Origin of the sequence: Cupriavidus sp. MP-37, from assembly GCF_020618415.1 — a bacterium.
Taxonomy (GTDB): domain Bacteria; phylum Pseudomonadota; class Gammaproteobacteria; order Burkholderiales; family Burkholderiaceae; genus Cupriavidus.
In genome coordinates this window covers 2440324-2452671 of the sequence record NZ_CP085344.1, presented here as the reverse complement: position 1 = coordinate 2452671, position 12348 = coordinate 2440324, and the positions used below count along the sequence as shown (strand labels likewise).

The following is a 12348-nucleotide window of genomic DNA, read 5'->3' as shown; positions in this document are numbered from 1 at the left end:
GTTTCCATTGAGAGGACTACACCATGACTGACGTTGTCATCGTATCCGCGGCCCGTACCGCGGTTGGCAAATTTGGCGGCTCGCTGGCGAAGATTCCGGCGCCGGAACTGGGTGCCGTGGTGATCAAGGCCGCGCTCGAGCGTGCCGGCATCCAGCCGGACCAGGTCAGCGAAGTGATCATGGGCCAGGTGCTGACCGCCGGCTCGGGCCAGAACCCGGCGCGCCAGGCCTCGATCAAGGCCGGCCTGCCGGCCATGGTGCCGGCCATGACCATCAACAAGGTGTGCGGCTCGGGCCTGAAGGCGGTGATGCTGGCCGCCAACGCCATCATGGCGGGCGACGCCGAGATAGTGGTCGCCGGCGGCCAGGAGAACATGAGCGCCGCGCCGCACGTGCTGCCGGGCTCGCGCGACGGCTTCCGCATGGGCGATACCAAGCTGGTCGACACCATGATCGTCGACGGCCTGTGGGACGTGTACAACCAGTACCACATGGGCATCACCGCCGAGAACGTGGCCAAGGAATACGGCATCACGCGCGAGGCGCAGGACGAATTCGCGGTGGGCTCGCAGAACAAGGCCGAAGCCGCGCAGAAGGCCGGCAAGTTCGACGAAGAAATCGTGCCGGTGCTGATCCCGCAGCGCAAGGGCGACCCGGTCGCGTTCAAGACCGACGAATTCGTGCGCCACGGCGCCACGCTCGACAGCATGGCCGGCCTCAAGCCCGCCTTCGACAAGGCCGGCACGGTGACCGCGGCCAACGCTTCGGGCCTGAACGACGGCGCCGCCGCGGTGGTGGTGATGTCGGCCGCCAAGGCCAAGGAACTGGGCCTGACCCCGCTCGCGACCATCAAGAGCTACGCCAACGCCGGCGTGGACCCGAAGGTGATGGGCATGGGCCCGGTGCCGGCGTCCAAGCGCGCGCTGTCGCGCGCCGGCTGGACCCCGCAGGACCTGGACTTGATGGAAATCAACGAGGCCTTCGCGGCGCAGGCGCTGGCGGTGCACCAGCAGATGGGCTGGGATACTTCCAAGGTCAACGTCAACGGTGGCGCCATCGCCATCGGCCACCCGATCGGCGCGTCGGGCTGCCGTATCCTGGTGACGCTGCTGCATGAAATGAAGCGCCGCAATGCCAGCAAGGGCCTGGCGTCGCTGTGCATCGGCGGCGGCATGGGCGTGGCGCTGGCGGTCGAGCGCAATTAAGAAGGGGTGCGCCGGGCGCGCGCATGGCGCGGCCCGGCGGCGAATAACGAAAAGCCAATCAAGGAGTGGACATGACTCAGCGCATTGCGTATGTGACCGGCGGCATGGGTGGTATCGGGACCGCCATTTGCCAGCGGCTGGCCAGGGATGGCTTTCGCGTGGTGGCCGGCTGCGGCCCCAACTCGCCGCGCCGTGAAAAGTGGCTGGAGCAGCAGAAGGCCCTGGGCTTCGATTTCGTCGCCTCGGAAGGCAACGTGGCCGACTGGGACTCGACCAAGGCGGCCTTCGACAAGGTCAAGGCCGAGGTCGGCGAAGTCGATGTGCTGATCAACAACGCCGGCATCACGCGCGACGTGGTGTTCCGCAAAATGACCCGCGCCGACTGGGATGCGGTGATCGACACCAACCTGACCTCGCTGTTCAACGTCACCAAGCAGGTGATCGACGGCATGGCCGACCGCGGCTGGGGCCGCATCGTCAATATCTCGTCGGTGAACGGGCAGAAGGGCCAGTTCGGCCAGACCAACTACTCCACCGCCAAGGCCGGCCTGCACGGCTTCACCATGGCGCTGGCACAGGAGGTGGCGACCAAGGGCGTGACCGTGAACACGGTTTCGCCGGGCTATATCGCTACCGACATGGTCAAGGCCATCCGCCAGGATGTGCTCGACAAGATCGTCGGCACGATCCCGGTGAAGCGCCTGGGCGAGCCGGAAGAGATCGCCTCGATCTGCGCCTGGCTGGCGTCGGACGAGTCCGGCTTCTCGACCGGCGCCGACTTCTCGCTCAACGGCGGCCTGCACATGGGCTGACCTGGCGTTCAGCCAGCCGCGCCGGCGTCCGCGTTTTGCGGTGCAGCCAGCGCGGCGCACAAGGCGGCGCATGCTGGATTTCGCCGCCGGTTTCGCGGGCCGTCATGGCCCGCGAATCATTTCCGGGCGTTCACTATTCAGCTGTCGGCGCCCCGGTTCACCGGGTTTTCCTTAAGTCCCGTCGCTTTTCTTAGTGCTTTGTTGGGCATAGAATCAGGGCAGCGGCGCAGCCAGCACCATAGTCGTGCAGCATGGCCCTCGCGGGGGCGAGACGGCGGGCCGCGGCGCGCAGCCATGCGCGAACAGCCGCAACACGGCCGGCACGATAACAGCAGATGGCGCGGGCAGTACCGATTTGCGCACTGCACCCCATGCGGTGCAGCAGCGCGCAATCAGCGACGACACAAGGACAGAGCACCGATGGCCACGACCAAAAAAGGCGCAGAGCGACTGATCAAAAAGTATCCCAACCGCAGGCTCTACGATACCCAGACCAGCACCTACATCACCCTGGCCGACGTCAAGCAGCTGGTGATGGATTCCGAGGACTTCAAGGTCGTCGACGCCAAATCCGGTGACGAACTGACGCGCAGCATCCTGCTGCAGATCATCCTGGAAGAAGAGACCGGCGGCGTGCCGATGTTCTCCAGCGCGATGCTGTCGCAGATCATCCGCTTCTACGGCCATGCCATGCAGGGCATGATGGGCACCTACCTGGAAAAGAACATCCAGGCCTTCATCGACATCCAGAACAAGCTGGCGGAGAACTCCAAGGGCCTGTACTCCGGCGAAGCGTTCAGCCCCGACATGTGGTCGCAGTTCATGAACATGCAGGGCCCGATGATGCAGGGCATGATGAGCAACTACATCGAGCAGAGCAAGAACCTGTTCGTGCAGATGCAGGAGCAGATGCAGAACCAGGCCAAGAACATGTTCGGCACGTTCCCGTTCAACCAGCCGGACAAGAAGTAGCAACAAGCCGCGGCGAGCCGTGCGCCCGCCGCGCATCAGTTCCCGGCCGGCGCTCAGCCGACGCTCGCATGCAGGCGAATTCCCAGCGCCCGCATCACCTTCCAGATGGTCCCGAACTCCGGATTGCCTTCGCCGGACAGCGAACGGTAAAGGCTTTCGCGCGACAGGCCGGTTTCGCGGGCCAGCCGCGTCATGCCGCGGGCGCGCGCGACCACGCCGAGCGCGTAGGCAATGAAACGATCGTCGTCACCGGCTTCGGCGAGGCAGGTGTCCAGGTAGGCGGCGATTTCCGTTTCGTTGCGCAGTTGTGCGGCCGAGTCCCAAGGGCGGGTTGGTTCTTTCATGGCTCACTCCAGGTCAAGGTTCGCCGCCATGTGGCGTGCCCCGGCCGATATCAGCGTGCTGGGTCGACTTGTCGCCTCCGCAGAGGAGAATGACAAGAACTTCGCCGCATCGCTGAAAATAGATGCGGTAGCCGGGACCATGGTCCACCCGCATTTCACAGATGCCACCGCCAAGGGCTTTCACGTCGCCCGGATTTCCGTTCAGCATGCGGTCGATCCGGACCTGAATGCGAATCCTGGCAGCGCTGTCGCGCAAGGCGGCGTACCAGCGGTCAAACGTTTGGGTGGTGCGGATGCTGAGCATACCACACCGTAGCCTGTAGGCTACAACCCGGATATCACTGATTCCTGAAAACCGCCGAATCCCAAAGCAGGTAGAATGCGCGCTTGGCCCCATCCGGGGCCTCTGTATCGCATCCTTCAGCGGCGGCTCAGTTTGGGACTCGCCTTATTTGCGCCGTCCCATGTCCTTCGTTCTCCAATCCTCCTGTCCGGCGCCGGTGCCCGCGGCGCGGTGCTTGCCATGAGCCGGCTGTTCCTGGCCCCGATGGAAGGGCTTGCCGACTATGTGCTGCGCGATGTGCTGACCGAGACCGGCGGCTACGACGGCTGCGTGTCGGAGTTCGTGCGGGTGACGGGGTCGCTGCTGCCGGCGCGGGTCTATGAGCGCGACACGCCCGAGATCCTGTCCGGCGGCTACACCCGCAGCGGCACGCCGATGGTGATCCAGCTGCTGGGCAGCGATCCCGAGTGGCTGGCGCGCAATGCCGCCTATGCCGCGACCTTGTCGCCGCATGGCATCGACCTGAACTTCGGCTGCCCGGCCAAGGTCGTCAACCGCCATGGCGGCGGTGCGATGCTGCTGACCAATCCGGCGCTGCTGAACCGGATCGTTGCGTCCGTGCGCGCCGCGGTGCCGGTACAGATTCCCGTGACCGCCAAGATGCGGCTGGGGGTCTCGGATACCGCGCTGGCCATCGATTGCGCCACCGCACTGGCCGAAGGCGGCGCAGCCTCGCTGGTGGTGCATGCCCGCACGCGTGACCACGGCTACCGGCCGCCGGCCCACTGGGACTGGATCGCGCGCATTGCGGCGGCCGTCGACATCCCCGTGATTGCGAATGGCGAAGTCTGGACCGTCGCGGACTGGGCGCGCTGCCGCGAGGTCAGCGGTTGCGACGACGTCATGATCGGCCGCGGCGCCGTGTCGGACCCGTTTCTCGCGCTGCGCATCCGCGGCGAGATGCCCGGCACGCCATCGGAGCATGAATGGCCGCTGGTGCTGGGCCAGCTCGCGGCGTACCTGGACAAGCTGCATGCCCGCATCGCCTCGTGCCACGAGCATGGGCGCGTGAAGCTGTGGCTCAGCTACCTCAAGCGGACCTGGCCGCAGGCGGGTGAGCTGCATGCGGCAATCCGGCGCATGCAGGACTCGCGGGAGATCGAGCAGGTGCTGCGGCAGCAACCTGGCGCGGCGCTCATACCGGCGTGACGTAAACGTTACGTGCGAGCCTTTGCGGATGTCGTGAGTCAGCCGCCGGCAAATTCCCGCAAACGGGTAAAATGCGCGATTCGCTGTTCGCCTGGCGCCATCGTTCCCATAGGGAACGAACTGGCCGCGGCTTGCCCCACATTCGGATTCCATTGTGAAAAACCCCTCAGAAGCAACGAACCAGAAAGACCAAAGTCCGCGTGTGGGCTTCGTTTCCCTTGGCTGTCCGAAGGCGCTGGTCGACTCCGAGCAGATCATCACGCAGCTGCGCGCCGAGGGCTATGCCATCAGCGGCACCTATGACGGCGCCGACCTGGTCGTGGTCAATACCTGCGGCTTTATCGACGAAGCCGTGCAGGAAAGCCTGGACGCGATCGGCGAAGCGCTGACCGAGAACGGCAAGGTCATCGTCACCGGCTGCCTGGGCGCGAAGAAGGACGCGGCGGGCCATGACATCGTGTCGTCGGTGCATCCCAAGGTGCTGGCCGTGACCGGTCCGCATGCGCTGGGCGAGGTGATGCAGGCGGTGCACACGCACCTGCCCAAGCCGCATGATCCGTTTACCGACCTGGTGCCGGCCGCCGGCATCAAGCTGACCCCCAAGCACTACGCTTACCTGAAGATCTCCGAGGGCTGCAATCACCGCTGCTCGTTCTGCATCATCCCGTCGATGCGCGGCGACCTGGTCTCGCGCCCGGTGGCCGAAGTCATGCTGGAGGCCGAGAACCTGTTCAAGGCCGGGGTCAAGGAACTGCTGGTGATCTCGCAGGACACCAGCGCCTACGGCGTCGATGTCAAGTACCGCACCGGCTTCTGGAACGGCCGCCCGCTCAAGACCCGCATGACCGAGCTGGTCGCGGCGCTGGGCGAGCTGGCGGCGCAGTACGGTGCCTGGGTGCGCCTGCACTATGTCTACCCGTACCCGCACGTCGACGAGATCATCCCGCTGATGAACAACGGCCACGTGCTGCCGTACCTGGACGTTCCGCTGCAGCATGCCCACCCGGACGTGCTCAAGCGCATGAAGCGCCCGGCCAATGCCGAAAAGACCATGGACCGCATCCGCGCGTGGCGCGAGATCTGTCCGGAACTGACCATCCGCAGCACCTTTATCGCCGGCTTCCCGGGCGAGACCGAGGCCGAATTCCAGACGCTGCTGGATTTCATTGCCGAGGCCGAACTGGACCGCGTCGGCTGCTTCGCGTACTCGCCGGTGGAGGGTGCGACCGCCAACGACCTGCCGGGCGCGCTGCCCGACGAAGTGCGCGAAGAACGCCGCGCCCGCTTCATGGAAGTGGCCGAGGCCGTGTCGGCGCGCCGCCTGCAGCGCAAGGTCGGCCAGACCCTGCGCGTGCTGGTCGACGAGGTCAACCAGGACGGCGGCATCGGCCGCTCGTCGGCGGATGCGCCGGAAATCGACGGCCTGGTGTATATCGCGCCGGCGCAGCGCACCTCGCAGCGCTATCGCGCCGGGGAGTTCGTCGACGTGCGCATCACCGGCGCTGACGGCCACGACCTGTGGGGCGAGGTCTGAGCTAGTCTCGCCGGACGATGCCGGAAGGGCTGCCATTAGGTAAAAGTACGATCGTTCGCTTCGGCTGCGGCACCGCTATACTGTGCGGTGCAACATAACCCACATGGAGACAGTCATGACGCGTGAAGTCGTAGTAGTGAGCGGTGTCCGCACCGCGATCGGAACCTTTGGCGGCAGCCTGAAGGACGTGGCGCCGGCCGAGCTGGGCGCGCTGGTGGTGCGCGAGGCGCTGGCCCGCGCGCAGGTGTCGGGCGACGACGTCGGCCATGTGGTGTTCGGCAACGTGATCCAGACCGAGCCGCGCGACATGTACCTGGGCCGCGTCGCCGCCGTCAACGGCGGCGTGTCGATCAACGCCCCGGCGCTGACCGTCAACCGGCTGTGCGGCTCGGGCCTGCAGGCCATCGTCAGCGCCGCGCAGACCATCCTGCTGGGCGATGCCGACGTCGCCATCGGCGGCGGTGCCGAAAGCATGAGCCGCGCCCCTTACCTGGCCCCGGCGGCACGCTGGGGTGCGCGCATGGGCGACGCCGGCCTGGTCGACATGATGCTGGGCGCGCTGCACGACCCGTTCCACCGCATCCACATGGGCGTGACCGCCGAGAACGTCGCCAAGGAATACGACATCTCGCGCACGCAGCAGGACGAGGCCGCGCTGGAGTCGCACCGCCGCGCCTCGGCCGCGATCAAGGCCGGCTACTTCAAGGACCAGATCGTTCCGGTGGTGAGCAAGGGCCGCAAGGGCGATGTCACCTTCGACACCGACGAGCATGTGCGCCACGACGCCACCATGGACGACATGGCCAAGCTCAGGCCGGTGTTCGTCAAGGAAAACGGCACCGTCACCGCCGGCAATGCCTCGGGCCTGAACGACGCCGCCGCCGCGGTGGTGATGATGGAGCGTGCCGAGGCTGAGCGCCGCGGCCTGAAGCCGCTGGCGCGCCTGGTGTCCTACGGCCATGCCGGGGTCGACCCGAAGACCATGGGCATCGGCCCGGTGCCGGCGACGAAGATCGCGCTGGAGCGTGCCGGCCTGCAGGTGTCGGACCTGGACGTGATCGAAGCCAACGAGGCCTTTGCCGCGCAGGCCTGCGCCGTGACCAAGGCGCTCGGCCTGGACCCGGCCAGGGTCAACCCGAACGGCTCCGGCATTTCGCTGGGCCACCCGATCGGCGCCACCGGCGCGCTGATCACGGTGAAGGCGCTGCATGAACTGAACCGCGTGCAGGGCCGCTACGCGCTGGTGACGATGTGCATCGGCGGCGGGCAGGGCATTGCCGCGATCTTCGAACGGATCTGAGGACTGCCTTGCGCGTGGCCTGGCTGCCCCAACTTTGCACGACCCTTGGTGCCGCCGCCGTGCTCGCCCTGGCGGGCGCGGCGCAGGCGGCGCCGGCCACAGAGCTGTCGACCGGCGCCGCCGCCGGCGGTGAAGCGCTGGGCCTGAACCAGGCGATCCGCGACGGCGAGGCCCGTCGCGGCGCCACACTGTCGAGCGGTGCCGCCAGGCCGCTGGCACCGCGGCCGGAGTATGCGTCGCTGCCGGTCTATGTCGGCAAGGTCGGCGACCAGCCGGTGCGCCTGCGCCTGGGCCCCAAGCCCGACGAGCGCGACAGCGTGCGCGGCGAGTACAGCGGCCGCGGCGCCGGGGTACGCCTGCTGGCCGGCGAGTGGGAGGACGGCGCCTTCCTGATGGAGGAGTCCGACGACGGCACCCGGGTGTCGGGCAACTGGGAAGGCACCATCGACGCCAGCGGCGCCGTGCGCGGCACCTGGACCGACGCGTTCAATCCCGCCATCGTGCTGCCGTTCTTTATCCGCCCGCTGGGCATGCTGGTGATTCCCCCGTTCGACATGACTCCCAACAGCGGCGTCACCTACGCGCCGCCGCCGCCGAAATCGTCGATTTCGGGCTGGTAGGTCCCCTGGTAAGCCGCTGCTAAGCCTTTTCCGGCGCCACGCGCGGAAGCCTCCCGGTGGCGCGGGCGGCATTTGCTGGTAAGCTCGTAGGCTCATCGCGTCTCATGCCTGACCGTGCCGCACGCCACGCTCGGCGGCCGGCCGGCAGCCAGCAAGGAAACCGCCGTGTCCGATTCAGCCTCCGACAAGCCCGCATCCCCCGCCCAGTACCTGCAGACCGTCGCGGTCCAGCCCGAGCTGGACATCGCCCCCGGCTTTGCCTCATTCTCCCCGGCCACGCACCGCGGCTCGACCGTGGTGTTCCGCAACCTGGCCGAACTGCGCGCGCATGGCGACGGGGCCACCACCTACTGGCGCTACGGCCTGCACGCCACGCCGACCAGCGAGGCGCTGTGCCAGCACCTGGCGCTGCTCGAAGGCGCGCGCCACACGCTGCTGCAGCCGTCGGGCCTGGCGGCGATCTCGCTGGTGTATTTCGCGCTGCTGAAGAGCGGCGACGACGTGCTGGTGCCGCATAACGTCTACGGCCCCAACCGCGACCACGGCGAGTGGCTGGCGCGCGACTTCGGCGTGACCGTGCGCTACTACGACCCCATGGACGCCGCCGCGGTGCCCGCGCTGATCCAGCCCAACACGCGCCTGATCTGGATGGAGTCGCCGGGCTCGGTGACGATGGAGGTGCCCGACTGCGGCGCCATCGTCGCCGCGGCGCGCGCGCGCGGCGTGCTGACTGCGATCGACAATACCTGGTCGGCCGGCGTCTACTTCCGCCCGTTCGAGCTGGGCATCGACATCTCGGTGCAGGCGCTGACCAAGTACCAGTCCGGCGGCAGTGACGTGCTGATGGGCGCGGTGCTGACCTGCGACGATGCCTTGCACGGCCGGCTCAAGCGCGCCCGCATGCTGATGGGCTGGGGCGTGTCCGCCGACGACTGCCACCTGGTGCTGCGCGCGCTGCCGAGCCTGCCGGTGCGCCTGGCCGCCCATGACCGCGCCGCGCGCGAGGTGGCCGAATGGCTGCGCCAGCGGCCGGAGGTGGCGCGCGTGCTGCATCCCGCGCTGCCGGATTGTCCTGGCCATGCCAACTGGCGGCGCGAATTCACCGGCGCCAGCGGGCTGTTCGCCATCGTGCTGCGCGAGCGCTATACGCGCCAGCAGGTCGATGCCTTCGTCGAGGCCCTGCAGCTGTTCGCGATCGGCTGGTCGTGGGGCGGCGCGCACAGCCTCGCGGTGCCGTACCACGTGCAGGGCATGCGCCCGGCGGGAACCTGGCCGCCGGCCGGCTGGCACGATACCGGCGAGCTGGTGCGGCTTTATATCGGCCTGGAAGACACGCGCGACCTGATCGCCGACCTGCGCCAGGCGATCGAGGCCACGCTGGCCGCGTAGGCGGGCGGCGAGGTCAGGCCGGCTGTCTCAGCGCCAGGTTGAGCTGGTCGACGACTTCGGCCCAGTCGGCGTCGTCGAGCAGCTCGTCGCGCAGCAGCGCGGCTTGCGCGGGCGTCCAGAACGGGGCTTCGGCCAGTTCGATGGTCTCGGGCAGCGGCGCGTGCTTGCCGATGAAGGCGCGGATGCTGGCTTCGTCGGACGCCAGGCCGAGCTGGTCGAACAGTTCGGAAAACTGGTGGAAGGTCGGTTCCATGATGGTCGGGCTCGCGGTGGTTGGACTCTGTAGTGTAGGGCAGCCACGACCACAAAAAACGGACGCAGCGGCGTCCGTTTTTCATGGTGCAGGCGCTGTGCCTCAGCGCGTCTCGGTGCCGGACATCGGCTTGGCCCCGGCGGCAGCGCTGGCCGGCTGTTCCGCCCGCGCTGCCCGCGGCATGGCCCACACCGACTCCGCCGGCCCGCTGCGGGCGCGGCGCGCGGTGGCGCGGGCGAGGGCGACAAAGCCCGCGGCCAGCGCGATCGCGCCCAGGTCGAAGCCGGCGATGATCCAGTGCCCGCTGGGAATGCTGTGCAGCAGGTGATCGCCGGTCAGGACCGCATTCGACAGCGGCACCGTCAGCGCTGCCAGCGCGGCGGCATAGAGCAGCTCCACCGCGGCGCGCACCGGCGGGCGCAGCAGCGCCCAGGCGCAGGCCAGGCCGAACGCGGTGAAATAGGTCTGGCTGACGGCGCGCTCGGGCCACAGCAGCGCCGCCGGGAAGCACAATGCCACGCCGATGCAGCAGCCGATGCATACGCCTACGGTGGCCTGCGCCAGCAGCCGATGCACGCGCGGCTGCTCGGCCTGGCGCATCTTGCGCCGCGATTCGATCCACAGCAGGTTGCCCGAATAGAACAGGAAGGCGCCGGCCAGGCCGGCCAGCAGGTAGACCAGCCGCACCGGCAACTCGCCGAAGGTGCCGAAATGCAGCGCGTACAGCGCGCTGTAGAGCCCGTGGTTGCTGTCGCGCGCGCCGGCGGTCTGGTTGGCCGTCAGCTGGCCGGCGTTGGCTTCGCCGCTGGCGGCGTGGATGCCGACCGAGCCCAGGTTGCCGAGCGCCCGCGTGCTGGTGCCGCGCACTTCGACCACGGCGTTGGCGTCGCCGTAGCGCTGGAAGCGGAACGACTCCGGCGTGAAGCGCTCGCCGCCGTGTTCGCGCGCGATCTGCATCAGCGTGGCGGTGGGCAGCGTCGGCACCGCGCGGCCCGCCGCGGCGACTTCCGGCACCGCGGTGGTGGCGGTTGGCACCGCCTCGAACAGGCGGCCGTTGAAGGTCAGGGTGTTGAACACCATCATCAGCACCAGCGACAGGCAGAACAGCGCGCCGGTGATGGCAAAGACCAGGTGGAAGGGCAGGCTGAACAGTCCCAGCACGTTGTGGGTGTCCATCCAGAAGCGTTTGAGGTTGCGCCCGGGACGCACCGCGAACAGGTCTTTTTTCAGCCGCGGCAAGTGCAGCAGCACGCCGGACACCAGCGCCAGCCCGTACAGCACCGAGATCGCGCCCATGAAATAGATGCCGCCGACCGGGATGCCGAGCGAGTAGTGCAGGCTGTTCAGGAACGCCGACAGCTCGCCCATGACGTGGTCGCGCGAGGTGTCGCGCTGCATCGCGGCGTTGCCGGCCAGGCGCGCATCGGTGGTCATCTGCCACTCGCCGGCCTGGTCCTGCCAGTAGGCCGAGATATTGGGCTCGCCCTCCGACGGCATGATCACGTAGGCACTGGCCGCGGCTTCGGGGTGGAGCGCGACCAGCTTCTGCATGAAGCGGTCGACCGCGGCCGGGTCGGCGCTGGCCTCGACCGGCGCGCTGCCCTTGAGCCGCGACGGCGACTGCCAGACGTGCAGTTCGTGGTGGAAGACCGTGATGGCCCCGGCAAAGAAGGCGATAAACAAGGCCCAGCCGGCCATCAGGCCGACCCAGGTATGCAGCGTCTGGTACAGGCGCAGGGTTGCGGTTTTCATGATGGCAGTCTCAGGGGGCGGACATGGCGGCCAGCGCGGCCGGCGCCAGGCCGGCCAGCCGCAGCGCCCAAAGCACGCCGAAGCCGAGCAGGTTGGCGCCGCCCAGCCACAGCCAGGCACTGCGGCTGGAGCGGAACAGCAGGCTGGCGCTGATGATGGCGACCCACACCGGCAGGCACGCGGCCACGGCCGCGACGATGCCGGTTTGCCAGCCGCCGGGCAGCGCCAGGATCGCCAGCGTGCACAGCACCAGCGCCAGCGGCAGCCCGAGCAGCGCGCCGGCCAGCCACTTGGTGCCCATTGCGGATGCGTCCGCGCTCATGCCCGCTGCTCCCGGCTGCCGCGGCGCCTGCGTGCCGCATAGGTGCCGATGAACGGCCACAGCGACAGCGCGCACGGCACCGTGACCAGGCTGGCCGCGATCGCGACCGGCCAGCCGTCGGTGAGGCTCCACAGCCAGGTGCTGGCGCAGGTCAGGGCCAGCCCCAGCCAGCCAGCCACCCAAGGCCGGGTAAGGGTGCCGGGGCGCAGCAACACCTGGTTGGGCGCGGCCAGGTACAGGCACGCGGCCGCAGCCAGGCCAACAAGGAGGGCCAGAACTTGCATGGGGCAATGTCAGATCAACGAAACATTAATAGTAATGATTCGCATTTGAGTCTGCAAGCGCTACATGGG

The 12348-nt window shown here is 68.0% G+C and carries 14 protein-coding genes; 8 read left to right on the top strand and 6 right to left on the bottom strand.

Annotated elements, in window-relative coordinates:
- The first annotated feature begins 23 nt into the window (after nucleotides 1–23).
- The 3 genes from LIN44_RS11305 to phaR all read left to right on the top strand — a co-directional run bounded on the left by LIN44_RS11305 (nucleotide 24) and on the right by phaR (nucleotide 2989).
- Nucleotides 24–1205: an acetyl-CoA C-acetyltransferase gene (locus LIN44_RS11305; protein ID WP_227312164.1), complete on the top strand. Its 1182-nt coding sequence runs from the start codon at nucleotides 24–26 to the stop codon at nucleotides 1203–1205.
- Nucleotides 1206–1276: 71 nt separating this feature from the next.
- Nucleotides 1277–2017 carry a 3-ketoacyl-ACP reductase gene (locus tag LIN44_RS11300; protein ID WP_227312163.1) on the top strand — a complete coding sequence of 247 codons (741 nt, stop codon included), beginning with the start codon at nucleotides 1277–1279 and terminating at the stop codon, nucleotides 2015–2017.
- A 420-nt stretch (nucleotides 2018–2437) separates the two neighbouring features.
- Nucleotides 2438–2989 (top strand): polyhydroxyalkanoate synthesis repressor PhaR, encoded by a 552-nt coding sequence (gene phaR, locus LIN44_RS11295; protein WP_012352635.1) that lies wholly within the window; start codon nucleotides 2438–2440, stop codon nucleotides 2987–2989.
- A gap of 53 nt (nucleotides 2990–3042) precedes the next feature.
- On the opposite strand, the gene LIN44_RS11290 is transcribed toward phaR, so the two are convergent.
- On the bottom strand, nucleotides 3043–3333 hold the full coding sequence (locus LIN44_RS11290; RefSeq protein WP_227312162.1) for an addiction module antidote protein: 291 nt from the start codon (nucleotides 3331–3333) through the stop codon (nucleotides 3043–3045).
- 13 nt (nucleotides 3334–3346) lie between these two features.
- Nucleotides 3347–3637 (bottom strand): type II toxin-antitoxin system RelE/ParE family toxin, encoded by a 291-nt coding sequence (locus tag LIN44_RS11285; protein WP_227312161.1) that lies wholly within the window; start codon nucleotides 3635–3637, stop codon nucleotides 3347–3349.
- Between the two features lie 219 nt (nucleotides 3638–3856).
- Between LIN44_RS11285 and LIN44_RS11280 the strand changes: the two genes are divergently transcribed.
- The 5 genes from LIN44_RS11280 (at nucleotide 3857) to LIN44_RS11260 (ending at nucleotide 9668) form a co-directional block, all read left to right on the top strand.
- On the top strand, nucleotides 3857–4825 hold the full coding sequence (locus LIN44_RS11280) for a tRNA-dihydrouridine synthase (protein ID WP_227312160.1): 969 nt from the start codon (nucleotides 3857–3859) through the stop codon (nucleotides 4823–4825).
- Between the two features lie 154 nt (nucleotides 4826–4979).
- Nucleotides 4980–6359 (top strand): 30S ribosomal protein S12 methylthiotransferase RimO, encoded by a 1380-nt coding sequence (gene rimO / locus LIN44_RS11275; RefSeq protein ID WP_227312159.1) that lies wholly within the window; start codon nucleotides 4980–4982, stop codon nucleotides 6357–6359.
- Nucleotides 6360–6474: 115 nt separating this feature from the next.
- Nucleotides 6475–7659: a beta-ketothiolase BktB gene (gene bktB / locus LIN44_RS11270; RefSeq protein ID WP_227312158.1), complete on the top strand. Its 1185-nt coding sequence runs from the start codon at nucleotides 6475–6477 to the stop codon at nucleotides 7657–7659.
- An 8-nt stretch (nucleotides 7660–7667) separates the two neighbouring features.
- Complete coding sequence (locus LIN44_RS11265; protein ID WP_227312157.1) at nucleotides 7668–8279, top strand: hypothetical protein; 612 nt, start codon at nucleotides 7668–7670, stop codon at nucleotides 8277–8279.
- A gap of 165 nt (nucleotides 8280–8444) precedes the next feature.
- Complete coding sequence (locus LIN44_RS11260; protein WP_227312156.1) at nucleotides 8445–9668, top strand: cystathionine beta-lyase; 1224 nt, start codon at nucleotides 8445–8447, stop codon at nucleotides 9666–9668.
- 13 nt (nucleotides 9669–9681) lie between these two features.
- Here the strand turns inward: LIN44_RS11260 and LIN44_RS11255 are convergent, their stop codons facing one another.
- From LIN44_RS11255 to LIN44_RS11240, 4 genes are all read right to left on the bottom strand, one after another.
- Complete coding sequence (locus tag LIN44_RS11255; protein WP_227312155.1) at nucleotides 9682–9921, bottom strand: DUF2789 domain-containing protein; 240 nt, start codon at nucleotides 9919–9921, stop codon at nucleotides 9682–9684.
- A gap of 102 nt (nucleotides 9922–10023) precedes the next feature.
- Nucleotides 10024–11673, bottom strand: coding sequence for a PepSY domain-containing protein (locus LIN44_RS11250; protein WP_227312154.1), 1650 nt, complete (start codon nucleotides 11671–11673; stop codon nucleotides 10024–10026).
- 10 nt (nucleotides 11674–11683) lie between these two features.
- Complete coding sequence (locus LIN44_RS11245; RefSeq protein ID WP_227312153.1) at nucleotides 11684–11995, bottom strand: hypothetical protein; 312 nt, start codon at nucleotides 11993–11995, stop codon at nucleotides 11684–11686.
- Nucleotides 11992–12279 (bottom strand): hypothetical protein, encoded by a 288-nt coding sequence (locus LIN44_RS11240; protein ID WP_227312152.1) that lies wholly within the window; start codon nucleotides 12277–12279, stop codon nucleotides 11992–11994. Before LIN44_RS11240 ends, LIN44_RS11245 begins: the two co-directional genes overlap by 4 nt.
- Nucleotides 12280–12348: the final 69 nt, after the last annotated feature.